Annotated in this window: 24 protein-coding genes; 10 read left to right on the top strand and 14 right to left on the bottom strand. The window is 29.8% G+C overall.

The window, feature by feature from the left end; genetic code table 11:
• Nucleotides 1-42 precede the first annotated feature (42 nt).
• On the top strand, nucleotides 43-1,050 hold the full coding sequence (recA, locus tag KV700_RS10645) for a recombinase RecA (protein ID WP_166386062.1): 1,008 nt from the start codon (nucleotides 43-45) through the stop codon (nucleotides 1,048-1,050).
• Between the two features lie 149 nt (nucleotides 1,051-1,199).
• The gene (locus tag KV700_RS10640; RefSeq protein WP_166386060.1) at nucleotides 1,200-1,742 is read left to right on the top strand and encodes a GNAT family N-acetyltransferase; all 543 of its coding nucleotides are present in this window, start codon (nucleotides 1,200-1,202) and stop codon (nucleotides 1,740-1,742) included.
• A 1-nt stretch (nucleotide 1,743) separates the two neighbouring features.
• Here the strand turns inward: KV700_RS10640 and KV700_RS10635 are convergent, their stop codons facing one another.
• Nucleotides 1,744-1,896 carry a PspC domain-containing protein gene (locus KV700_RS10635; protein WP_166386058.1) on the bottom strand — a complete coding sequence of 51 codons (153 nt, stop codon included), beginning with the start codon at nucleotides 1,894-1,896 and terminating at the stop codon, nucleotides 1,744-1,746.
• Between the two features lie 220 nt (nucleotides 1,897-2,116).
• Here KV700_RS10635 and KV700_RS10630 point away from each other — a divergent pair, with 220 nt between their 5' ends.
• Nucleotides 2,117-2,833: a LytTR family DNA-binding domain-containing protein gene (locus tag KV700_RS10630; protein ID WP_166386056.1), complete on the top strand. Its 717-nt coding sequence runs from the start codon at nucleotides 2,117-2,119 to the stop codon at nucleotides 2,831-2,833.
• A gap of 65 nt (nucleotides 2,834-2,898) precedes the next feature.
• On the opposite strand, the gene dut is transcribed toward KV700_RS10630, so the two are convergent.
• The 3 genes from dut to KV700_RS10615 are packed head-to-tail and all read right to left on the bottom strand — an operon-like array spanning nucleotide 2,899 to nucleotide 5,668.
• Nucleotides 2,899-3,330: a dUTP diphosphatase gene (gene dut / locus KV700_RS10625; RefSeq protein ID WP_166386054.1), complete on the bottom strand. Its 432-nt coding sequence runs from the start codon at nucleotides 3,328-3,330 to the stop codon at nucleotides 2,899-2,901.
• Nucleotides 3,311-4,210 (bottom strand): alpha/beta hydrolase, encoded by a 900-nt coding sequence (locus tag KV700_RS10620; RefSeq protein ID WP_218597874.1) that lies wholly within the window; start codon nucleotides 4,208-4,210, stop codon nucleotides 3,311-3,313. Before KV700_RS10620 ends, dut begins: the two co-directional genes overlap by 20 nt.
• Nucleotides 4,211-4,213: 3 nt before the next feature.
• Nucleotides 4,214-5,668 (bottom strand): polysaccharide biosynthesis C-terminal domain-containing protein, encoded by a 1,455-nt coding sequence (locus tag KV700_RS10615; RefSeq protein WP_166386050.1) that lies wholly within the window; start codon nucleotides 5,666-5,668, stop codon nucleotides 4,214-4,216.
• Between the two features lie 95 nt (nucleotides 5,669-5,763).
• Between KV700_RS10615 and KV700_RS10610 the strand changes: the two genes are divergently transcribed.
• The 3 genes from KV700_RS10610 (at nucleotide 5,764) to KV700_RS10600 (ending at nucleotide 8,979) form a co-directional block, all read left to right on the top strand.
• Nucleotides 5,764-6,759 carry an NAD(P)H-dependent glycerol-3-phosphate dehydrogenase gene (locus tag KV700_RS10610; RefSeq protein ID WP_166386048.1) on the top strand — a complete coding sequence of 332 codons (996 nt, stop codon included), beginning with the start codon at nucleotides 5,764-5,766 and terminating at the stop codon, nucleotides 6,757-6,759.
• A gap of 190 nt (nucleotides 6,760-6,949) precedes the next feature.
• On the top strand, nucleotides 6,950-7,609 hold the full coding sequence (locus tag KV700_RS10605) for a hypothetical protein (RefSeq protein ID WP_166386046.1): 660 nt from the start codon (nucleotides 6,950-6,952) through the stop codon (nucleotides 7,607-7,609).
• 101 nt (nucleotides 7,610-7,710) lie between these two features.
• Nucleotides 7,711-8,979, top strand: coding sequence for an MFS transporter (locus KV700_RS10600; protein ID WP_218597873.1), 1,269 nt, complete (start codon nucleotides 7,711-7,713; stop codon nucleotides 8,977-8,979).
• Nucleotides 8,980-9,035: 56 nt separating this feature from the next.
• Here KV700_RS10600 and KV700_RS10595 read toward each other — a convergent pair whose 3' ends face one another.
• The 3 genes from KV700_RS10595 to KV700_RS10585 form a co-directional block, all read right to left on the bottom strand.
• Nucleotides 9,036-9,374: a hypothetical protein gene (locus tag KV700_RS10595; RefSeq protein WP_166386042.1), complete on the bottom strand. Its 339-nt coding sequence runs from the start codon at nucleotides 9,372-9,374 to the stop codon at nucleotides 9,036-9,038.
• 470 nt (nucleotides 9,375-9,844) lie between these two features.
• Nucleotides 9,845-10,183, bottom strand: coding sequence for a hypothetical protein (locus tag KV700_RS10590; protein ID WP_218597872.1), 339 nt, complete (start codon nucleotides 10,181-10,183; stop codon nucleotides 9,845-9,847).
• 295 nt (nucleotides 10,184-10,478) lie between these two features.
• Nucleotides 10,479-12,125 (bottom strand): glycerol-3-phosphate dehydrogenase/oxidase, encoded by a 1,647-nt coding sequence (locus KV700_RS10585; protein WP_218597871.1) that lies wholly within the window; start codon nucleotides 12,123-12,125, stop codon nucleotides 10,479-10,481.
• 161 nt (nucleotides 12,126-12,286) lie between these two features.
• On the opposite strand from KV700_RS10585, the gene KV700_RS10580 reads away from it, so the two are divergent.
• Together KV700_RS10580 and KV700_RS10575 are read left to right on the top strand one after the other, a co-directional pair.
• The gene (locus KV700_RS10580; protein ID WP_218597870.1) at nucleotides 12,287-12,721 is read left to right on the top strand and encodes a TerB family tellurite resistance protein; all 435 of its coding nucleotides are present in this window, start codon (nucleotides 12,287-12,289) and stop codon (nucleotides 12,719-12,721) included.
• 46 nt (nucleotides 12,722-12,767) lie between these two features.
• Nucleotides 12,768-13,358 (top strand): 2OG-Fe(II) oxygenase, encoded by a 591-nt coding sequence (locus KV700_RS10575; protein ID WP_166386033.1) that lies wholly within the window; start codon nucleotides 12,768-12,770, stop codon nucleotides 13,356-13,358.
• A 34-nt stretch (nucleotides 13,359-13,392) separates the two neighbouring features.
• Here the strand turns inward: KV700_RS10575 and KV700_RS10570 are convergent, their stop codons facing one another.
• Nucleotides 13,393-13,935 carry a pyridoxamine 5'-phosphate oxidase family protein gene (locus tag KV700_RS10570; RefSeq protein WP_218597869.1) on the bottom strand — a complete coding sequence of 181 codons (543 nt, stop codon included), beginning with the start codon at nucleotides 13,933-13,935 and terminating at the stop codon, nucleotides 13,393-13,395.
• A 78-nt stretch (nucleotides 13,936-14,013) separates the two neighbouring features.
• Between KV700_RS10570 and KV700_RS10565 the strand changes: the two genes are divergently transcribed.
• Together KV700_RS10565 and KV700_RS10560 are read left to right on the top strand one after the other, a co-directional pair.
• The gene (locus tag KV700_RS10565) at nucleotides 14,014-15,489 is read left to right on the top strand and encodes a Na+/H+ antiporter NhaC family protein (protein WP_218597868.1); all 1,476 of its coding nucleotides are present in this window, start codon (nucleotides 14,014-14,016) and stop codon (nucleotides 15,487-15,489) included.
• A gap of 505 nt (nucleotides 15,490-15,994) precedes the next feature.
• On the top strand, nucleotides 15,995-16,591 hold the full coding sequence (locus KV700_RS10560; protein WP_218597867.1) for a cupin domain-containing protein: 597 nt from the start codon (nucleotides 15,995-15,997) through the stop codon (nucleotides 16,589-16,591).
• A 313-nt stretch (nucleotides 16,592-16,904) separates the two neighbouring features.
• Here the strand turns inward: KV700_RS10560 and KV700_RS10555 are convergent, their stop codons facing one another.
• From KV700_RS10555 to KV700_RS10530, 6 genes are read right to left on the bottom strand one after another with little or no spacing between them, the layout of a single operon-like run.
• Nucleotides 16,905-17,300: a hypothetical protein gene (locus KV700_RS10555; protein ID WP_166386025.1), complete on the bottom strand. Its 396-nt coding sequence runs from the start codon at nucleotides 17,298-17,300 to the stop codon at nucleotides 16,905-16,907.
• 9 nt (nucleotides 17,301-17,309) lie between these two features.
• Nucleotides 17,310-17,906, bottom strand: coding sequence for a TetR/AcrR family transcriptional regulator (locus tag KV700_RS10550; RefSeq protein ID WP_218597866.1), 597 nt, complete (start codon nucleotides 17,904-17,906; stop codon nucleotides 17,310-17,312).
• A 9-nt stretch (nucleotides 17,907-17,915) separates the two neighbouring features.
• On the bottom strand, nucleotides 17,916-19,334 hold the full coding sequence (locus KV700_RS10545) for an efflux transporter outer membrane subunit (protein WP_218597865.1): 1,419 nt from the start codon (nucleotides 19,332-19,334) through the stop codon (nucleotides 17,916-17,918).
• Nucleotide 19,335: 1 nt separating this feature from the next.
• Nucleotides 19,336-22,482 (bottom strand): efflux RND transporter permease subunit, encoded by a 3,147-nt coding sequence (locus KV700_RS10540; RefSeq protein ID WP_218597864.1) that lies wholly within the window; start codon nucleotides 22,480-22,482, stop codon nucleotides 19,336-19,338.
• Nucleotides 22,483-22,504: 22 nt separating this feature from the next.
• Nucleotides 22,505-23,638, bottom strand: coding sequence for an efflux RND transporter periplasmic adaptor subunit (locus KV700_RS10535; RefSeq protein ID WP_218597863.1), 1,134 nt, complete (start codon nucleotides 23,636-23,638; stop codon nucleotides 22,505-22,507).
• Nucleotides 23,639-23,650: 12 nt separating this feature from the next.
• Nucleotides 23,651-24,154, bottom strand: a complete 504-nt coding sequence (locus tag KV700_RS10530) for a GbsR/MarR family transcriptional regulator (RefSeq protein WP_218597862.1) — start codon at nucleotides 24,152-24,154, stop codon at nucleotides 23,651-23,653.
• Nucleotides 24,155-24,402 lie beyond the last annotated feature (248 nt).

Here is a 24,402-nt window from a genome sequence, read left to right as displayed (position 1 = left end):
GTAACTTGTGGCACTTATTTAAAATTAAAACAAGCAAGATTAATGGCGGCAGATAAAGAAAAAACAGCAAAGCTAAAAGCACTTCAACTTACTCTAGATAAGCTAGATAAGACGTATGGTAAAGGAGCTGTAATGAAATTAGGTGATGTAGTAACTGAAGATATAGATGCAATTTCATCTGGTTCTTTAGGGTTAGATTTGGCTTTAGGCGTTGGTGGTTACCCAAGAGGAAGAGTTATTGAAATCTACGGACCAGAATCTTCTGGTAAAACTACCTTAACATTACATGCAATTGCAGAGGCTCAAAAAGCAGGAGGAATTGCAGCTTTTATTGATGCAGAACATGCATTTGATAAATTTTACGCAGAAAATTTAGGAGTAGATATAGATAATTTAATTATTTCTCAACCAGATCATGGTGAGCAAGCTTTAGAAATTGCAGAAAACTTAATTCGTTCTGGTGCAATAGATATTGTGGTTATTGATTCTGTTGCGGCTTTAACGCCAAAAGCAGAGATTGAAGGAGAAATGGGAGATTCTAAAATGGGTTTACATGCTCGTTTAATGTCTCAAGCATTGCGTAAATTAACAGGTACAATTTCTAAAACAAAATGTACGGTTATATTTATTAACCAATTACGTGAAAAAATTGGAGTAATGTTTGGTAATCCAGAAACTACAACGGGTGGTAACGCATTAAAATTTTATGCTTCTGTACGTTTAGATATTAGAAGAAGAACACAAATTAAAGACGGAGACAAGGTTATTGGAAACAGTACTAAAGTTAAAGTTGTTAAAAATAAAGTAGCACCTCCTTTCCAAATTGCAGAATTTGATATTATGTATGGACAAGGAATTTCTAAAGTTGGTGAAATTTTAGATATTGGTGTAGAGTTAGGTATTGTTAAGAAAAGTGGTTCTTGGTTTAGTTACGGAGAAACAAAATTAGGCCAAGGTAGAGATGCTGTTAAAGGCTTAATTAAAGACAATCCTGAGTTGGCAGAAGAACTTGAAGGTAAAATTAAGATTGCTATTGAAAATCAAGAATAAATATTAAAAGTTCTAACTATTATTATTAAACTGCTATAGAAGTAATCAATCTATAGCAGTTTTTTTTATGCTAAAAAAACGAATTTATTTTTGTTGTGTATAATTTACTTCTTTTTGTAAAGCAACAATTACTTTTATAAGTTTGCAATATGATTAAGCTAACAAAACAAGTATCCTTAAAAAATATAACAACTACAGATTGTACTAAATTGTATGATTTAATGCGCGAAGTTTACCCTTTAGCATACAGTCATTTTTGGAAAGATAAAGGAGATTGGTATATAAACGCTCAATATTCTAAAGAGCATATTTTAAAAGAAATATCCGAAGAAAATACGGAGTATTATTTTATCCTTTTTAAGGATGAAATTGTTGGTAATTTTAGAATTATTTGGGATGAAAAATTAGAATATTTATCCGAAGAAAAACAAGTAAAATTACACAGAATTTATCTTCATAAAAAAATGCAAGGAAACGGAATTGGAAAAAAACTTGTTTCTTGGTTATCAGAAAAAGCAATTCAAAAAGGCTATACTATTATTTGGTTAGATGCAATGGATGAGCAACCCCAAGCTTTTCAATTCTATAAAAAGTTAGGTTTTGTATATCATTCTCACACTTTTTTACCTTATAATTTATTATACAAAGAGGTAAGAAAAATGAGTCAGGTTTATAAAGTATTAGAAGACTAAATTATTCTTTAGACACTATTTTTACCAACCATAAAATTAGATAAGCACCAAGCCCTAAACCAGCAAATAAAACTAACAGTACAAATAATATTCTAATATTTTTTGCAGTAAACTGTGTTTTTGTACTTAACCATTGACATACACCTAAAATCATAAATCATAAATTTTTTGTTATTAACTTTAAATATAATTAAACTTATTAATTTTATAAAAAATATTTAAAAATTAATTATTAATACTTTAAAGTACAATTAATTATACAATTTCGTCCTTTTTTTATTATTGTTTATCCTAAAATTAATTTAATTAATACTTTTTATCTCTAAATTTGTAAAAATTTTATTTTTTGAGATTTTTCCTTTTTTAATGAGAATATGAAATACAAATACGTAATTATACAAGACAAAGAAGATGCTTTAGATGATTTAAAAGCAACTTTAAAAGAACATTCTAATTATAAGTTAGTTGATGTTGCAACAACTTTAGAAGATGCTTTTTCTTTAATTATTAAAACAAAACCCAATCTTATTTTTTTAGATGTAGAAATTGATGATAAAAATTCTTTTACACTTATTCCTAAATTAAAGGAATTTTTTATAGAGTTGCCAACTATTATTATGACTACAGCACATAATTATTATGCAAAAGAAGCAGTAAATAATAAAGTATCTTATTTTTTAAGTAAACCAATTGAACCTGTAGAACTACAAAAGTCATTATTATTATTTGAAAAAGTGTTTACAGAAGGACAAACACATCTTGCAGTAAAAACAAGTTCTTACATAAATATTTTGGCTTATAAAGACATTTGCTTTTTACAAGCAGAAAGAAACTATACCAATGTTTTTAATATAACTGGTGAGAAGTTATCTACTTCAAAATCTTTAAAACATTTTGAAGAAACGTTACCAAAAAAATTTATTAGAGTTCATAAGAGTTTTATTATAAACAAAGATTGTATTGAAAAGTTAAATACTAGAAAAGGACAAATATTTTTACATCCAAAAGATGTTTTCATAGATTTAGAAGAAAACGTTATTCCTATTGGAAAAGAATACATGCAAAAACTTAAAAATTCCTTTTCCTTTTAAAATAAAATTCCCGCGAAAGCGGGAATAAAAGTTATAAATAATTATCTTAAGAAGTGTTTTAGTATTTAAACACCTGTGCTTCCAAAACCACCAGCACCACGTTCTGTTTCATTTAAAACAGTTACTTCTTGCCAGTTTACACGCTCGTGTTTTGCTATAATTAATTGTGCTATTCTTTCACCATCATTTATTACAAAATCATCGTTAGATAAGTTGACTAAAATAACCCCAATTTCACCTCTATAATCTGCATCTACAGTTCCTGGAGAGTTTAAAACAGTTACCCCTTTTTTTGCAGCCAAACCACTTCTTGGTCTTACTTGTGCTTCAAAACCAATTGGTAAAGCTATAAATAAGCCTGTTTTAACAATCGCTCTTTCTAACGGCTTTAATGTTATTGAAGTTTCAATATTTGCTCTTAAATCCATTCCTGCAGCACCTTCAGTTTCGTAATTAGGTGTTGCGTGTTTCGATTTGTTAATTATTTGTACGTTCATTGTTTTCTAAATTAAATAAAAATGTAATTACTTCTAAAAATTCTGCTTTCCAAAAAGACTCTGTGTGTTTGCCATCTGGGTGTACTTTTGTTTTTAAATTTTGTGATGGAAAACCAAGATCTATTAATAATTCTGCCATATTTTCGGTATCTGGAACCATAGAATTTCCTTCTTTATCACCCACTAATAAATAAAGTCTTGTTTTTTGCTGATTTCCATTTTCTTCGGCAAATGTAATTACTTTATCAGAAAACCAAAAAGAGGTAGAAAGTGCACCAATTTTGCCAAAAACTTCAGGATATTTTAAGCCTCCATAAAAGGAAATTAGTCCTCCTAAAGAGCTACCAATAATTGCGGTATTTTCTGGGGTGAGTTTGGTTCTGTAATTTTTATCGATGTAAGGTTTTAGTTCATTTACCAAGAAATCTACATAAATTTCACCTTTTCCTCCACCGTATTTTACATTTTTCCAAGGTGTATATTCTTCAATTCTTTTCTCTCCACCGTTTTCTACACCAACAACAATAAAACTTTTCCCTGTTTTTTTGTAAAGATTATTTAATGTTTCATCAATTTCCCATTCACCCACAAAAGAAGTAACATTATCAAATAAATTTTGTGCATCGTGCATATATATTACATCATATTTCTCTTTTGATGAGTTATAATTTGGAGGTAAATACAACCAAATTTTATGCGGAATATCGTTTAAACCATCAATAACAAATATTTTTTTTAAAATGGTAACATTGGCTGCTTTTGTAGAAGTTTTTTCAGAATTTACTTTAGATTTTATTTCTTTTACTTTTTCTGTTGTTTTTACTTTACAAGAAATAAAAAAAAGTAGAAAAGCTAAAAATAAAAGTGATATTCTTTTCATAATTTATCGTTTTAATATTTGTTTAATTTCCTCTTTTTCGTTAAAATAAATCAATCCAAAGAAAAGAAAAAGGGTTAAAATAGAAAACCAATACTGTCCTCTAAATACGGTAAAAGAAATCAATTCAAAAACAATAGAGAATACTAAATAATAAGCTATTTTTTTTAATTTATAATTTACAGGATAATGTTTTTTACCCACAAAATAAGACAATACCATCATGGTACCAAAGGCTATTAAGGTTGCCCAAGCAGAAGCCATAAAACCAATTTTAGGGATCATTATTAAGTTAAAAACAATGGTAATAATGGCGCCAACAATAGAAAAGTACATTCCGTATTTTGTTTTGTCCGTTAGTTTATACCAAATGGATAAATTGTTATAAATACCTAAAAATAAGTTTGCTAAAAGTATAATTGGCACTATAGAAAGCGCTGTAAAGTATTCTGGTTTTCCTAATAATATTTGCGCAAACAAATCGATAAAAACAACTACAGTTAGCATAAAAAAGGCTCCAAAAATGGTAAACCAAGTCAAAACTTTCGAATAAGTTTCTTTAGCATTTTTTTTATCAGCATTATTAAAGAAAAAAGGTTCTGCACCCAAACGAAATGCCATAATATACAAAGTCATAAAAACGCCTAATTTATAGCAAGCCGCGTAAATTCCCATTTGTTTTTCGCCTAAAATATCTCCTAACAGCAGTTTGTCTAAATTTTCATTGGTTACAAATGCTAAACTTCCAATCATAATAGGAAAACTATATTTGAACATTCTTTTGAAAAGCGAAATATCAAAATCGAATTTAAATTTAAAAACATCAGGAAAAAGTAACAGAAAAGTAGATAAACTTGCGAGTGTACCGGCTACAAAAATGTGAATTACTTTAGGATAATTGTTATAATAATTTACAATAAATTCTGGTAAAGAAATTTCGTTTTTTAAAGCATAAGGTACAAACCAAAGAAAGAAAACATTCAAAATAGAAAAGACACCAATATTTATTAATTTTATGGCTGTAAACTTTAAAGGTTTGTTTGTAACACGTAAATATGCGAATGGCACCACTACTAAAGTATCTAACGTAATTGTATATACTAATAATTTAAAAAATAATGGATTTTTAAATCCGAAGAAAAGAGAAATTTCATTATTAAAAAATAAGGCTAAACATAAGAAAATGAGTGTAGAAATTAGCAAACTAATAAAGGATGTAGACACCACTTTTCCTTTCTCTTTTTCTTTAGAAAAAAAACGAAAAAAGGCAGTTTCCATACCAAAAGTTAGTAGTGCATTTAAATAGGCAGCGTACACATAATAATCTGTGTTTATAGCATATTTTTCTGCATCTAAAGTAGAGGTATGTAGTTTTACCAAAAAGATATTTATTGCACGTGGTAAAACAGCTGCAATTCCGTATATTATGGTGTCTTTAAAAAAACGTTTTAAGGAACTCAAAATTTTTAATTAGCGAACACAAATATAATAATTCGTAAATGCAATCCTCAAAAGATAATAGTTTTATTACTTTTGATGTATAAAATGATCAATAGATGAATAAGCAAAAAAAAATAGCAGTTTTTGGTGGAGGAAGTTGGGCAACCGCAATTGTGAAAATGTTGAGCGAAAATTTAGAAACAATTGGTTGGTACATGCGTAATGAACAAGCAATTGAACACATAAAAGAAAACGATCATAATCCTAATTATTTACAATCTGCAGATGTGTATGCACGTCAGTTAGATTTGTCTAGTGATATTAATTACACGGTAGAAAATTACGATGTTCTTATTTTTGCAATTCCGTCTGCTTTTTTAACCAGTGAATTAAAAAAATTAACGTCTTCTTTAGAGGGAAAAATTATTTTTTCTGCTATTAAAGGAATTGTACCCGAAACAGGGTTAATTATTGGCGAGCACTTTAATAGAGAATTTAATGTTCCTATAGAAAATATTGGTGTTATTACGGGACCTTGTCATGCAGAAGAGGTAGCTATGGAGCGTTTATCTTATTTAACTATTGCTTGTAAAGATGAAGAAAATGCCAAGTTTATAGAGAAATCTATTCAAAGTTGGTACATAAAAACTAAAATTTCAGACGATATTATTGGTACAGAATATGCAGCCATGTTAAAAAATATTTATGCGGTTGCAGCAGGTATTGCACATGGTTTGGGGTATGGAGATAATTTTCAGGCAGTGCTAATGAGTAATGCTATTAGAGAAATGAAAAGCTTTATAAAAAAGGTGCATAAAATGAAACGTAACATCAATAATTCTGCTTATTTGGGAGATTTGTTGGTTACCGGTTATTCTCTTTTTAGTAGAAATAGACAATTTGGAAACATGGTTGGTAAAGGGTATACGGTAAAATCTGCACAAATGGAAATGAGCATGATTGCAGAAGGGTATTATGCGACCAAAAGTGCTTTTAAAATGAAAGAAGAAAACGGGGCAAATACACCTATTATAGATACCGTTTACAATATTCTATATGCAAATAAAAACCCTAAAAAAGAATTTCAAAAATTGACAGATAAATTAGATTAAATGTTCCTTGAGGTTTTTACCTCTAGGTTTCCCTTAAAATTGTCTTTCCCGTAAAAACGGGAATCTAAATAAAGAATTTCTAATTCTATTTAAAATAAGATGTACCTAATAGTTATAACAGATATTTAATGTTGTTTTTATAATAAATTGTTTATTTTTGAACATTGAAGTTAATTATTAAACAATTACAATGAAAACAATACAAGAAGTTGTAGAAAGCACCATTAGAAAAACACCTTTTATAGAAGAGGCTTTAAATGAAAAGTTGATAAATGTTTCTTCTTTAGCAAGAATTATTTTACCGGAAGTTTCTACTGCTTTAAAAAAGGAAGTTAAGGTTGGTGCGGTTATGATGGCTATTAATAGACTTTCACCTGCAAGTGAATTACGTATTAGAAAGAATATAAAAAAATTAGCTTTAGATTTAGGAGATGTAATTGTACGATCTGATTTGTGTGATTTTACTTTTAAAAATACAACTTCATTATTAAAAGAGATTGCAAAAATTTTAATGAAATCATCAGAAAGTTCTGATTATTTTTTAACCGTTTCTCAAGGTATTTTTGAAACTAATATTGTTACTAGTAAAAATTTAGAGCCTTTTGTAAATGAGATTTTTGAAAAAGAAGCCCTTATTTCTAGTGTATTAGATTTGGCTTCTATTACTATTAAACTTCCAAAAGAAAACCAAGAACAATCTGGTATTTATTATTTTATTTTAAAACAATTGGCTTGGGCAGATATACCGCTACAAGAAATTATTTCTACTACAAATGAAATGACGATTGTTGTAAAAGAAGAAGATATTAATCAAACTTTTGCCATTTTAATGGATATGAAATTGAGTTAAATAGAACCTTAGTTACTTATTTTAAATTAACAGATCATCCTACAAGGCTTCTAAAACCTTGTAGGTATATTATAAAAACAACCAACTATCTATTTTTTATAATGACAAAGCAAGATCCTTATGCAGCATTAAAAATTAAGGAATTCAATATTTTTTTATTTGTTAGATTCTTGCTCGTTTTTGGTTGGTCTATGCAATTTATTGTCATAGAATGGCAAGTATATTCTATTACAAAAGATCCTTTATCTTTAGGCGTTATTGGTTTAATGGAAATTATTCCGGCGTTTACAATGGCTTTATTTGCGGGTCATATTGTAGATCAAAATGAAAAAAGAAACTTACTAGCTATTTGTACAGCAGCATTTTCATTGATTAGTTTGGGGCTGTTTTTATTAACATCAGATGTTGTTGTTGGTCATTGGTCTACTAATAAAATTCTATATTCAATTTACGCTTTGGTTTTCTTTGGCGGATTTTTACGTTCATTTTTCGGACCTACAATTTTCTCTTTAGTGGCATTATTAGTTCCTAAAAAGATATATCATAATGCGGCAACATGGAGTACAAGTACCTGGAAAACGGCTTCGGTTTCTGGAGCCTTATTTGGTGGTTTTTTAATCAGTTGGATTGGTGTTGATAAAACACTTTGTTTGGTTTTTATCTTGGTCATTCTATCCTTAATTTTTACTTTTTTAATAGAAAAGAAACCTATTTTAAATAAAAAAATTGGAGAACCAATGAAAGAAAGTTTAAAAGCTGGTGTAAGGTTCGTGTTTCATAATAAAGCTATTTTAGGTGTTTTAACATTAGATATGATTGCAGTTTTATTTGGTGGAACCGTAGCTATTTTATCTGTTTTTGCACAAGATGTTTTAAAAGTTGGGCCAGAAGGTTTCGGTATTTTAAATGCTTCTATTTCTATGGGAAGTATTGTTACCATGTTTTTAACAACATACATTCCTATCAACAGAAAAACAGGTAAAAAAATGTTGGTTTCTGTCTTTATTTTTGGGTTGAGCATTATCGCTTTTGGATTATCATCTATTTTTTGGGTAAGTGTTTTAGCATTGTTTATAAGTGGTGCTGCAGACGGAATTTCGATGGTAATTCGCCAAACAATTTTACAATTAAAAACACCCGATGATATGCGAGGTAGAGTTTCTTCTGTAAACTCTATGTTTGTTGGTTCTTCTAACGAGTTAGGTGCTTTTGAAAGTGGTTTAGCCGCAAAGTTTTTAGGAGCTTCTATGGCGGTTGTTTTTGGAGGAACGATGACGTTGCTTACTGTTGTAGGTATTGGTGCTTTAAACCCAACGTTAAGAGAATTAGATTTAACAGAAGAGATAGAAGCAAACCAGAAAGAAGCGTAATTTTAAGGCATAAAAAAACCGTTTATCAGTATTTGTGATAAACGGTTGTAGAATTATTATTTTTCTTCTTTTATGGCTGAAATAGATTTAACAGTTTGTGTCTCTCCAGTAAAATTACCTTCTTCATCAATCAGGTCTATTTCTTTATTTATCCAAGTAATATTGAATTTTTTATCAATCATTTCATCTTCATATAAAGAAAGTTCTATATTTTCATCTAAATCGTAGAATAAAATAGTTACATCTTTATCGTCTACAAATCTAAAATATTCCATTTCAGTTAATCCTTTAAAAGTAGCAACAATTTTGTTTTCTTTTTCTTGTGCAGAAATAGAATTTACAGAAAAAGTAAGGGTAATAAACAGCACTAATGCTGATGCATATAATGTTTTCATGATTTTTAAATTTTAAGGTTATTTTTTAATAAATATAGTAGCTGTTCTTTTTCTTAAAAGAACCTGCTTTTTGTTAGAAGTACTAGAAACTATATTTTCATAAGCCTTAAAAATTACTGATAGTATATATCAAATGTACATTTTTTTTTAATTGAAAATTAAATTTTTTGTTAATTTTTAAATTAACAAATAAATATTTTTAAGTGTTCTTTTTTAAAACTATAATAATGATATTCAGTATGTTAAATTATATGTGTTTTTTTTAAAAAACACATTACACAATTTTTAGCTGTGCTAAATAGGGTAAGAATACAATAAATATCACTTTCTAAAATTAAATTTAAAGTAATTTTATCATTCGAAAAGGCAAACTATATTTTAGTTAAAATAGGTCTATAAAAAAGGTAATAAATCAGTATTTACAGCGCATATAAAAACTAGTTGTAAAAATTTATAAATTGTTTTAATTACTATTTATTTAACTTAATAGATAATATAGTTTTTACAGTAATTTTTTCACCTGTTTGTTGCCCTACGGAATCATATTCATCTACAAGTTTATTTTTCCAGGTAAGTATAAATTTTTTATTTATTTTACTATCATCTTCTTTCTCAAAATCTATATTTTTTGATTTATCATAAAATAAATACTCTATATTATTATCATCTACAAATTTATAATCTTGATTTTCTGTAGGGCCAATATAAGTAGCAACTAATGTATGTACTGTTTCTTGAAATGTTATTTTTTTTGCAGAGAAAGAGCATGCAATAAACAAGATAACAATTGAGGTATATAACGTTTTCATAATTTTTAAATTTAAGGTTATTGTAAATATTATAAATACTTTGTGACAAAGAAGTTATTTAAATTAATAGGGTAAATTCATCAGCATTAAAATTAAGAATGACATACTCAAATATAATATTTTTTTTTATTGATAACGAGTATTAATCTCAATTTTTTAAAAGTACTATATTTTAATTAACTTGATTTTCAGTAGTTTGAATATTAATAATTGTATTTAAAAGGTAGCTTTAATATAAAACCTCACAGATTTTTACAATCTGTGAGGTTTTATATTTGTGTTTTACAACGAGATTTTAATTAAAAGTAGTAGCCAATTGTATTTTTTCTTCTAATTCTAGTTGATATTTTTCAGTTGCTTTTTCATCCCAAGAAAAATGAGTTTTAAATAAGTCTAAAACATATTCTTTATACAGAAACACGCTGTGTGTGTCAAAAAATAAACGTCCGGTTCTTCGCATAAAAAAGTCGGTAGGCGTGCAAGTCATTTCATAGTTTATGGTAAACCAAACTTCTGCAATGATCATTTTTTCTTGCATATTATCATGCATTAAATCATCAAATTTTTGCAAAATAATATCTGTTTGTTTTCCGTAATTATGTACTAAATATTCTGCATCTTTTCTATCGAAGTCTACTTCTGCAATTCTATTCTGAATAGCATCTGTATAAATTAATACTTCTTGATAGTTATCAAAAGTACCGCCAGAAAGTGCTATTTCCTTTGTTTTTATTTCTTCAAATTTTGTATCGAATCTGCGTTCATATTTCTTGGCAACTAAATCTACAATTCGTTCTGCCATTTTTCTATAACCGGTTAATTTACCACCAGCAATAGAAATCAATTCTGTATCAGAAACAAAAATTTCATCTTTTCTAGATAACTCAGAAGAAGACTTTCCTTCTTCATGAATTAAAGGTCGCAAACCTGCCCAAGAAGATTGAATGTCATCCAACGTAAGTTGTATATTTGGAAACATATTATTCACCGCAGAAATAAGATACGTAGCATCTACCAAATTGGTTTCTACATTATTTTTATCTAGTTGATAATTGGTATCTGTAGTACCAAAATAGGTAACTTTTCCACGCGGAATAGCAAACATCATACGTCCGTCTGGTACATCAAAGTAAACAGATTGTTTTACAGGTAATTTTTCATGAGCAACTACTAAATGAACTCCTTTTGTAAGGTGTAATCTTTTACCAGTTTTAGAGTGATTAATTTGCCGTAATTCATCTACCCAAGGTCCGCAAGCATTTACTACATATTTAGCTTTAACTTTATATTCTTCATCAGAAAAAGTATCTATTACTTTTGCGCCAACAACCCTATCATCTTCATAAATAAAGGCTTTAGCTGCGGTGTAGTTTATAATTTTTGCATCGTAATTTAAAGCTGTTTTTAAAACTTCAATAGTTAAACGAGCGTCATCTGTTCTATATTCTGCATAATACCCAGCACCATTTAAAATGTCTTTTGGTAACAAAGGTTCTTTTTCTAAAGCTTCGGCTTTGTCTAACATTTTTCGTTTGTCTTCTCCTTCTACAGAAGCTAAAATATCGTATACTTTTAGTCCGATGGATGTTAGCCAAGAACCATAGGTTCCTTCTTCTATTAAAGGCAAAATCATTTTTTCTGGAACCACTAAATGAGGGGCTAAATCATGCACAATAGCACGTTCTGTACCTACTTCTTTTACCAACCAAAAATCGAATTGTTTTAAGTAACGTAAACCCCCATGAATTAGTTTTGTAGATTTACTAGACGTACCAGAAGCAAAGTCATTCTTTTCTATCAAAGCAACCTTCATTCCTCTAGAAGCTGCGTCTAGAGCAATACCTGCGCCTGTAATTCCACCACCAATAATTAGTACATCAAATTCTGTTGCTTGCAATTCTTTGGTAATATTTTCTCTATTGAAATAAGAAAAGTGACTCATATTTTAAGTTGAATTTATAAACGAATATTTAAGTAAAAATAATCTTTAGCAAAGTACAAAAAAGCAAAACATTCAATTTGTCTTTTTAGAAAACTTTTCAGAAAGATGTTTTTTAACTTTTTTTTTAGACCATTTTCACTATTTTTATCAAAAAAACTAAAATGGCAATATCAGATTTATATACTAGTGGAAAACACAAACAAGAAATAGGGCATTTTGCAAATATTGTAAAAATTGCAAAAGCAGACGGAGAAATTTCTGAAGGTGAAAAAGAATTATTAATTAGAGCTGGCAAAAATTTACATATTTCGTTAGAAGAATCTATTCTTATATTAACAAACCCAGAAAAGTACCCAACAAATGCACCTGCAAATTATGAAGATAGAATAGAACGTTTGTATCGTTTGGCTAAAATGATTTTGGTGGACGGAGAAGCAAAATTAGTTGAAATTCAATTGATGAGAAAAATAGCAATTCGCTTACATTTTTCACATGATAATGTAGAAAAAATATGTGATGAAGCAATTCATTTAGTGATAAATAACAACGATTTAGAAGATTTTACTAAGGCAATAAAATTAGTGAACAAGGATTAATTTTTAATTGCAAACAATTCACAACCTAGAGCTGTGGTTGTCCTGGATGGACGATCTTGCAGAGCAAGATTATGTAATTATTGATGATTTTATAGACAACAACCTTTATAAAGAAATTAAAAACTTCCTTTTTAAAAAAATAGATGTTTTTGATAAAGCAGGTATTGGTTCTCTTAACCAACACACAATAAAAAAAACCATTCGTGGCGATAAAACCTACTGGTTAAATAAAGACAGAGATACGGTTCTTAGTGGTTTTTGGAACTTATTAGAAGAAACTAAAAGCATCTTAAATAGGTATTGTTATCTAAGTTTATCTGGCCAAGAATTTCATTTAGCTCATTATCCTTCTGGAGGTTATTATAAAAGACATTTAGATCAATTTGAAGGTAGAAATAATAGAATGATTTCTATGATTATTTACCTTAATGATAATTGGGAAACAGAAAATGGTGGACAATTAGAAATTTTAGATAAAAATAAAAAATTACAATTAGTAGCACCTATTGCAAAAAGATGTGTTTTATTTAAAAGTGATAAAGTACCACATGCTGTTTTAAAATCTTTTAAAGACAGGTATAGTTTAACGGGTTGGTTGCTTTACCAACCAACAAGTTTAGGCCCGTTATTAGGGTAATTATATTTTTCTTTTTTATAAGTTACCCAAAACATTATTCTAATATTTGGGTAGGTAAACCATCAATACTGGTTTGGTTTTTATCTTTCCAGTATTGTGTAATACCTTCTTTTCCTTGTTCTGCGGCCCAATCATTTAATTGATTTCTCTCGCTTTTAAACTCGAAAAAAGGAATTGACATTCCGCAAGAAGTTTGTGCAGATGCTATAGTAATATCAAATATCTGACGCGTTCCTGGTGTTTCTGGAAACAGTGTAATTAAAGCATTCCAAGAAGCATCTCCCTCTTTAATTTCTTTTCCTTTACCATATAACCTAAGAATGTTTGGTGCACCATCAAAAGCACAAAACATAATGGTAATTCTATCATTTTCTAACAAATGTGCCGCAGTTTCGTTTCCGCTTCCGGTAACGTTTAACCATAAAACTCGGTTTTCATTCATCACTCTAAAAGAATCCATTCCTTTAGGTGATAAATTAATTCGTCCAGAATTTGGCGCAGTAGCCACAAAAAATATTTTCTGAGCTTCAATAAATTTTTGAAGTCTTGAGGTAATTTTGGTGTAAAATTTAGACATGTTGTAAATGGTTATAAGGTTGCTAATTTACAAATTATCGTTTTAATTGTTTATTTTAGGCAAAAAAATACTTTTTTTATGGAATATGGATTTCTTTCAGTAATACCACCAATTGTTGCCATCATTTTAGCCTTAAAAACCAAACAAGTATACATTGCTTTGTTATTTGGTATTTGGTTTTCTTGGTTAATTATAGAAGGCTTTAATCCGCTTGCGGGAACTTTAGCAATGATAGAAGGAATGGTAAACGTTTTTCAATCTAAAGGAAATACAAGAACCATAATGTTTAGTGCGTTGGTGGGTGCGTTGTTAATTTTTATTCAATATTCTAGAGGAGTAGAAGGTTTTATCAATATTATCAACAGAAAATTAGTAAAATTAGAAAATAAAAAATCGGGTTACAGTAGAGTAGTGGTTCAAGTTTTGGCAACTTTTACCGGTTTATTATTGTTTGTAGAAACCAGTATTAGCTCACTAACAGTAGGTACTTTATACAGACCAATTTTCGATAAATTAGGCATTCCTAGAGAAAAACTAGCCTATATAGCCGATTCTAGTTCTGCGCCATCATCCATATTAATTCCCTTTAATGCTTGGGGAGCCTTTATAATGGGCCTTTTATTAACGCAAGGAATAGACAAACCTTTTCCTATGATGATGGCATCTATAAAATATAATTTCTACCCTTTATTAGCCATCGCAATTGTGTTTATTGTTATCCTTACAAAGAAAGATTTTGGCCCAATGAAAAAAGCCGAAAAGAGAACCAAAGAAACAGGCGAATTAATGGACAAAGGTTCTAAACCAATGGTTTCAGATGAAATTACGTCATTTCCCCCAAAAGAAGGCATTCAAGCAAAAGCCTATAATATGATTGTACCGCTTTTGGTAATGGTTTGTATGATGCCCATAAACTTAATTTATACAGGTTGGAGTGCCGTAGAAAAATCTACCTCATTTTTTAATCATGTCTCAGAAGCAATTGGTAAAGGTTCTGGATCTTCCTCTGTGTTATATGCTGTAATTACGGCATTATTGGTTGCCATGGCAATGTATTTTATACAAGGAATTATGAAGCCAAAAGAAGCCGTTAATTTAACATTAAAAGGAATTAGTGAACTTATGCCATTAGCCTTGTTAATGTTGCTAGCATTTGCTATTGGAGACGCTTGTAAAGAATTAGAAACCGGAATTTATGTTGCCAATGTTACCAAAGAATGGTTGTCGCCAGAATTGTTGCCAGCAGTAGTTTTTATAATCAGTTCTTTTATCGCTTTTTCTACCGGAACCTCTTGGGGAACGTTTGCAATAATGTTGGCAATTTCAATTCCAATGGCAAATATTCATGGAGCAGATGTAACTATTGTAGTTGCAGCAACTTTAGGTGGCGGAATTTTTGGAGACCATTGTTCGCCAATTTCCGATACTTCTATTATTTCTTCCATGGCATCCGCAAGTGACCATATAGACCATGTAAAAACACAATTACCATACGCCTTAGTGGGTGGTGCAATTACAGTAATTATGTATTTGTTTATCGGGTTTTTTGGGTAATATTATTAAGAATGAGTAACGAATAAAGTAATCTGTTTGTTATAACAATTTGGGCGTTACCACAAGGGTCGCGCTTTCCACTATATCTTTTTGTAAAAAACAAAAAGGATGCCGTTGCAATCGCTAACGCGGGCATATTTATAAACAAGTTGCAATTTCGTTTAGTCTGTCATTTCTAAATAAGTTTTTTTTAAGCGATTGAGAAACCTCGCTTTCAATTTGTCGTTTCGACCTTTTTGGAAAAATCACATTATGTTTGTTAATTTTTAGGATCACTGTTATGAGAGTTCTCTTAAGATTGAAGTGACAATTTTGGAGTTTATTTTGTTTTTTGGCGAACCTTTATAGAAAACATAATTCTATTAGAAAAGAACTAAAGGTTGAAAACCGCATCATTTAAGACAGAAATTTTTAAAATAACACTAACTATTTTTAATCAAAAAAATATAAATTTACAATATTATTTAATCAACCTAAATTAATAACGTTCTGAAACTCGACAATTATGAATAGAAAAAAATTTATACACTTATTGGGGTTAACTCCATTGATATTTCCTGTTTCAAAATTATTTACCAATAATGATAATGATAATGATAATGAAAAACAGTATGAGAAGTTTTATTTTAAAGATGATGGAGTAATACCTAATAATAAATTACCATTACTACTTATTAAAGATGCTTTACCAAAAAACGAAAGGAACCCTAGTAAATGGTTTATAAAAACTTTTGAATCTAATAACTGGACAAATTCTTGGACAAACGGTATCTATTCTTTTCACCACTACCATAGTACCTCACATGAAGTTTTAGGAATATATTCTGGTGAAGCGATCATTCATTTAGGTGGAGAACAAGGAGAAAAAGTTAAAGTTACCAAAGGAGATGTAATTATTATACCTGCTGGTGTTGGTCACAAAAAAATTGAAAGTTCAAATCTTGGTGTAGTAGGTGCATACCCTGATGGTCGTGACTGGGATTTAATGAGAGGCTCTAAAGGAGAGCGACCAACTGCAGATAATAATATATTGTCACTTCCCATACCTAATGAAGATCCGCTTTTGGGTAAACTTGGTGGATTACTCAATATTTGGGTTTAAAGCAAAGAGTTAAAAGTTAATTATAATTAAGGTTTTATATTATACAATTCTATTAATAGCAATTGAGAAACCTCACACCCAGTTTGTCATTTAGACTTTTTAGGAGAAATCACATAAGGCTTTTTCATTTTTGTGTTATACCAAATGAATTTAATCGGTCATTTTAATGTTTATTTGGTATTATCACTGTAATGCGACTTCTCATAACGTAGAAGTGACAATTTTGGAGCTTTTTGAATCCTGCATTAAAATAAAAAACCTCTTTAAGTTTTAAAACTTAAAGAGGTTGATAAACTATATATTAAATATTTTTTTATTCAGCTAAAATACCACGCTTTTTAATTTCATCAATCATACGTAAAGCACCTTCTTTAATAGTGTTTTCTTTAAAGATAAAGGTTTTTTCGTATAAAGTGTTTCCTTCAAAAAAAGTAACCTGAAAACGGTTGTTTAATTTGAATAACTCAGGTTGAATAAACTCAATCTTAGCAAAAGAATTTGCTGGAAGTTTGTCTAATTTTTTACGAAATAAAGAGGTTATTTTAGTTTCAGAAAAACCTTGCGTAACAACCACCATCATTTCTAAATCTACATTTTTATTATTGATAATGTAAACATTCCAATCGTTGGTGTTATAAATATCGTTAAATTCATAAACGATTGCCATTTCTACATCTGTAACTTCTGGTATATGTATGTCTTTTTTCATAGAGAATAATCAAGAAAATAATTTGTTTATGTCTTTGTAATTTGATGTAATTACCCCTTTTAAATTATTGATTATAAGGTGTTCAAAAACAGTATCAACACCGTATTTATCAAAAAGATTTATGGGCTCAAAAACTAAGTGAGTTAGTTTTGTAAAATACAAATCGCAAAACAAATTGATGTTTAATTTTTTGTAAATATACTCTTTTTCTATAGCCTCTTCTAACAAAGGTTTTAAGTTGTTTTTTATAAAATTATCTTTAAATTCTATAAAAGCGGCATCTGCATTGTGATAATATTTTTTAATTCCGTATAAAAAAGCAGGTTGAACGTAGTTTAAATATTGAAAACTATTTTTCTGAATTAAGATTATTTTTTCAATAGGATCTTTTGTGGTTTTCAGAATTTTATCTACTTCATGTAGGTGTTTTTCAATAATAAGACGAACCCCTTTAGAAATGAGTTCGTCTTTAGTTTTAAAGTGTTTGTAAATGGTTTTTTTAGAAATACCAAGTTCAGAAGCGAGCTCGTTCATAGAAAAACGCTTGCTTCCAAACTTGATAAAGTTTGTAATAGAACATTCTATAAGTTCTTGTTTACTAACCATTTTAAGTTATTATTTTAAACCTCCACCCAAAGCTTCGTATAAGTTAACAACAGATTGTAATTGTTGTAATCTACTACCAATTACTTTAATTTCTGAGCTTAATGCACTTTGTCTTGCTGTTAATAAGTCTAAATAAGTTGCATAACCATTCTTTAATAATTCTTCAGAATTTGTTTCTGCTTTACGTAAAGCTTCTACTTCATTCTTTAAGAATTCGTACTTTTTGTTTTCAGAATTAAAAGAATACAATGCATTAGAAACTTCGTTACCGGCAACTAATAAGGTCTTTTTAAACCTTAAAAGCGCTTGTTCTTGTTGTGCAATAGCAACTTCTTTTTGTGTTTTTAGCTTTCGCTGATTAAAAAGAGGTTGTGTTAAACCACCAACAATGTTAGCAAATATTGAGTTTGCATTAAATAATTTATCTAATTCTAAACTTTGCAATCCACCAGCAGCGGTTAATCTAAATGATGGGTATAAGCTACTTCTAGCAACATTTGTTAATTCGAAAGCACTAATTAAACCATATTCTGCAGCCATAACATCTGGTCTATTGCTTAATAATTGCGATGCAACACCTATTTTCATATCAGCATTTATAGTTTGATTCTCTAAACTACTTCTTTTAACTTCTTGCGGAGTTTTACCTAATAAAATACTTAGTGTATTTTCTGCTCTAAATAATGCCACTTCTAAATCTACTTCTAATGCTTTGGCATTGTTGTATTGTGCAATATTTTGATCTACTGCAATCTGGTTTGTTAAACCTGCCTCTTTTAAAGCTTTAATAGTTTCTACCCCTTTTTCTCTTGTTTTAATAGATGTTTTGGTAACTTCTAATTGTGCATCTAGAGCTAAAATATTATAATAAGTAGCAGCAATGCTAGAAATTAATTGAGTTTTTACAGCTTGATGACCGGCAACACTTTGTAAAAAAGCAGCTTGTGTTGCACGTTTATTGCTACGTATTTTTCCCCAAATATCAGCTTCCCAAGAAAGGTTTGCAGTAATATCCCATTGATCCGTAGAAGTGTTTGTTAAAAACGACCCAAATTGTGTGTTTTTAGACAATTCTTGATGTGTAAGATTTGTACCAACACTTAAAGTAGGTAAATAACCTGCTTTACCTTGTTTAACATATGCCTCGGCTGCAACTATTTGTTGAATTGCAATTCGAATGTCCATATTGTTTTGCAATCCTTCTTCTATATATTGCTGTAAATAAGTATCGGTAAACAACGTTTTCCAAGATACATCTGCCATAGATATACTATCTGATGGCAAATTATCTGTTCTGTACAAGTTTTCTGTTTCTTCTACTGTAGGTCTTGTGTACTCTTTAGCAACAAAACAACTTTGTAACGTAAAAGCCATTACAGCTACAACGACTCCTTTTTGAAGGTTTTTATTTTTTATAATTGATATCATCTTATGCTTCTTCATTTTGTTCAGAAATAACTGCTGGTTTACTAGAAACTTTTTCTTGTAACCATTGAAATAATATAAATAATATTGGAATTACAAAGACTCCTAATATCGTTCCTATCAACATTCCTCCAACGGCACCTGTACCAATAGAGTTGTTTCCTTCAGATCCAACTCCTTTTGCTAATACTAATGGCATTAAACCAAGTATAAAGGCAAATGAGGTCATTAAAATAGGACGTAAACGAGATTTTGCTCCATGTATAGCTGCATCAGAAATACTTTCTCCATTTTTTCGTCTTTGTAGCGCAAACTCCACAATTAAAATGGCGTTCTTGGCGAGCAGACCAATTAACATGATTAAAGCAATTTGGAAATAAATATTGTTTTCTAATCCGAAAAAATAGGTACTTATATAGGCTCCAAATACACCAAAAGGAAGTGATAATACTACTGCAAATGGTAATAAATAACTTTCGTATTGTGCACTTAATAAGAAGTATACAAAAAGAATACTTAAAGCAAAAATAAATATAGTTTGGTTACCCGCACTTACTTCTTCTCTTGTTAAACCAGAATAGGCAATAGTATAGTTACTTGGTAATTTTGCAACTTCTTCTTCTATAACTCTAATAGCATCTCCAGTACTAAAACCTTCGTTTGTAGCACCTGTTATGGTGGTAGAATTAAATAAATTGAAACGCGTTACCGATTGTGGCCCATATACACGTTCTAGTTTTACAAATTGTGTAATTGGTGTCATTTCACCAGAATTTGTTCTTACATACATGCTATTTAAATCATCTACCGTTGCTCTATCATCTGGTAATGCTTGAATATACACTCTAAATTGTTTTCCGAATTTAGAAAAATCGGATGCGTAAACTCCACCAATATAACCTTGTAATGTAGAGAAAATACTATTAATAGGCACTCCTTTTTCTTTTGCTAATGGTACATTAATATCCATTTCATATTGTGGATAACTAGTGTTAAAAGAAGATTGTGCATATTTTACTTCTGGGTGTTTCATTAAAGCCATTGCAAATTCTTTATTTGCTTTGTCTAAGTCTTTAAATTCTCCTCCAAATTTATCTAGTAAATTTACTTCAAAACCGGCAGAGTTACCAAAACCACGAATACTTGGTGGCGAGAAGAAAATTATATTTGCTTCTGGTATTCCTGCTACAACTCCAAATAATTTACCTGTAATTGCTTGTACAGAAGTAGATGGATCTTCACGATCACCCCAATCTGCTAATTTTATAATACCAAATCCGTAATTACTACCCGCTCCACTAATTAAACTTCTACCTTTAATAAAGTTGACGGCAACAATACCTTCAATACCATTTATTTTATTGTACAAATCTTTAGAAACTGCATTTGTTCTATCTAAAGAAGAACCTGCTGGTAACTCTATATTTGCAAAAATAATACCTCTATCTTCATTAGGTACAAAACCTGTTGGTGTTTGTTCTGATGCCCAAAAAATACCTACAATAGCTAACACTAATAATAAACCAGATATCCATTTTCTTTTGTATAAGAAATGTAACGATTTTCCATATCTTTCTACAGTAGCGTTAAAACCACGATTAAACAGTGTGTAAAAACGTTTTAAAGGGCTTTTACCTTTTAATTCTTTATCTTCTTTATGTGGTTTTAATAATAAAGCACATAATGCCGGACTTAAAGTTAAGGCGTTTACTGCAGAAATAAGGATTGCAATAATTAAGGTAACTCCAAATTGCTCATAAAAAACTCCTGTTGGACCAGAGATAAAAGTTACCGGAATAAATACAGCTGCCATTACTAAAGTAATAGATATAATAGCTCCAGAAATTTCGTTCATGGCAGTTAAGGTTGCTTTTTTAGCACTCTTTTCTCCTTCATCTAACTTGGCATGTACGGCTTCTACAACCACAATGGCATCATCTACCACAATACCAATAGCAAGTACTAATGCAAATAGCGTTAATAAGTTAATTGAATACCCAAAAACATTTAAGAAAAAGAAAGTACCAATAATAGAAACGGGTACAGCTATCGCTGGAATTAAGGTAGATCTAAAATCTTGTAAGAAGATAAATACCACTAAGAACACCAATAAAAAGGCTTCTAATAAGGTATGAATTACTTTTTCTATAGAGGCGTTTAAAAATAAACTAGTATCATAAGGAACAAATACATCTAAGCCTTCTGGTAAGTCTTTTTTAACAGCTTCTAAAGTTACTTTAATGTTTTCTATAATTTCTCTTGCATTAGATCCTTTAGTTTGAAAAATACCCATAAAAACGGCAGGATGTCCTTTACTCATAGCATTAGACGCATAAGATTGCGCATCTAATTCTATTTTAGCAACATCATTTAAACGCAAAAATTGTCCGTTACCTAATGCTTTTATAATAATATCTCCATATTGTTTTTCTTCTTTAAAACGACCACTATAGGTTAATGTATATGAAAATGATTCTCCACTATTTTGTCCCAAAGATCCAGCTGCTGCTTCTAAATTTTGTTCTTTTAAAGCTGCTGTTATATCCGAAGGGATTAAATTATAGGCTGCTAATTTTTCTGGCTTTAACCAAATTCTCATAGCATAATCTTGTTGAGAGAATACACTAACATCTCCAACACCACTAATACGCTGTATAGCAGGAATTACATTTATCTTTAAATAATTCTGAATAAAAGTAGCGTCGTAGTTGTCGCTTTCAGAATACATAGAAATAAACATTAATGCACTTGTTTCTTGCTTTTGCGTGGTTACACCTGTTTGTACAACCTCTGCAGGTAATAAAGGCGTTGCTCTAGCTACACGGTTTTGAACGTTTACTGCAGCAATATCTGCATCTATTTCTTGGTTAAAATAAACAGTGATTTCTGCGGTACCTGTATTAGATGCCGTAGAAGTAATGTACGTCATACCTTCTACACCATTAATTTGTTCTTCAATAGGTACAATTACACTTTCTAAAACAGTTTCTGCGTTGGCTCCGGCATAAGAGGCAATTACCTTTATGGTTGGTGGAGCAATATCTGGGTACTCTTCTATAGGTAAGCTTGTAATACTTATAACTCCAAGCAAAACAATGATAATAGAAATTACGGTTGAAAGAACGGGTCTTTCAATAAATGTTTTTAACATAACTAAATAAGTTTATGGTTTGCTAGTTTTTAAATAAAGTTTCAATAGGTTTAATTGCATCATCAAAAGAGATTTCTTGTGGTGTAATAGCGGCACCATTTCTTAATTTACCAACACCAGTTGTTACAATTTTATCTTTTAAATCTACACCAGATGCTACAACATATAAATTGTCTACTATTGCTTTCACTTTAATAATAGAAGTTTCTACGGTGTTACCTTCAGCTACTTTAAACAACATAATATTTCCTTGTTGTTCATAAGTTGCTTGTTGTGGAATAACAATTGCATCTTCATAAATTGTTGGAATTTGAATTTTACCACTATTTCCATTAGATAATAGTTGGTTAGGGTTGTTAAAAACAGCTCTTAAACTAACAGTACCTGTACTTTTATTTACTTGTCCTGTGCTTGTTTCTATTTTACCTTTTTCTGCATACGTGCTTCCGTTTGCTAATACTAGATTTATTGCAGCATAATTTGCTAATTTTTCTTCTAAGTTTTTGCCTTCAGCATTTTGTAAAAAGTCTAAATACTCACTTTCGTTTAAACTAAAAAAAGCATATACTTTACTAATATCACTAACGGTTGTTAATGGAGTTGGATCTGCAGGACTTACCAATGCACCTTCTCTATAATTAATAGCACCTACATAACCATCTACTTGACTTCTAATAGTTCCGTAAGCAATACTTGCAGAAACACTACTATAGTTTGCTTTAGCTTGTGCTAAATTTGCTTTTGCAGTTTCTAATTGAACCGAACTAATAATGTTTTTTTCTACTAACGGTATTAATTTATTTACTTCTACTTGTGCAACATTAATACGTGCTTTTGCTGCACCTGCATCTTGACTTAAAGACTGTGTTTCTAATCTAAATAATACTTGCCCTTTACGTACTTTCTGACCTTCGTCTACCATTACTTTTTGTATGTATCCAGAAACTTTTGCTCTTACAGCACTGTTTACAACTCCCTCTAAACTTGTTGGGTATTCTTTAAAACCTGTAACTGTTTTAGGCTGCATGGTAACTACAGGAAAAGAAGGTGCAGGACCTTGCGCTACAGCTGCTTTTGGTTGCTCTTTGCTTGTACAACTTGCAATTACTAAAAATACACTTAGTGATAGTAATGGTAATAATTTATAATGTTTCATTTTAATCTTGGTTTAAATATCGAATTTATTATTGGCTAGTTTTAATCTTAATTCTTCTACAGAAGCTGTCGCTCCGTCTATAAATTTTATGTAATCGTCATGAAAACTTAGATCGAATTTTTCACTTTCATTTTCAATTTTTTTAGTGTTAATAGTTTCTTTATAGTTCTTTAATTCTAAATGTATTTCTCTTTCTTCTCCCCATTTATTTATCATATTATCTATATGTTGTAAGACCATACCTTTATTAATGATAAAATATTTTTTTCGATCACCTGTTTTGGTGAAATACACAATCTTATTTAAGTCTTGTAAATGATTTAGATGTGTAGAAATGGTACTTTTGCTTGCACAAAGTATGGTTACCATGTCTTCAAAAGTGGTTCCTTTTTTACCTGTTAAGATGATGTAAGATAAAATACGAGCGGCAACAGGTGCTAAATGTTCTCTGTCTTCTAAATGGACACCTAGTTTTTCTACCAAGCCCATTTTTACTTTGCAAATTTTTTCTTTCATTTTCTTTGCTTTAACACTGTTTTTGAACATTAATTATCCATGTACAGTAAAATTCGGTGCAAATATATATTTTTAGTTCGGAACAAACCGAACTTATCGAAGTTATTTTTTTGTTCAAGAAAAAAGCCGATAGAAATATCGGCTTTAAGTTTTGTAATATGTAAGTCTAAAATGTGTTTATTAACCGCTAAAAGCGGATAAAGATCTAGATAATAAGCTTTTTAAAAATGTTTCTTTTGTAACTATAG

This window comes from Polaribacter sp. NJDZ03 (genome assembly GCF_019263805.1).
Taxonomy (GTDB): domain Bacteria; phylum Bacteroidota; class Bacteroidia; order Flavobacteriales; family Flavobacteriaceae; genus Polaribacter.
Note: the sequence above shows the minus strand (reverse complement) of the source record. Positions and strands in the feature narration are given on the sequence as shown.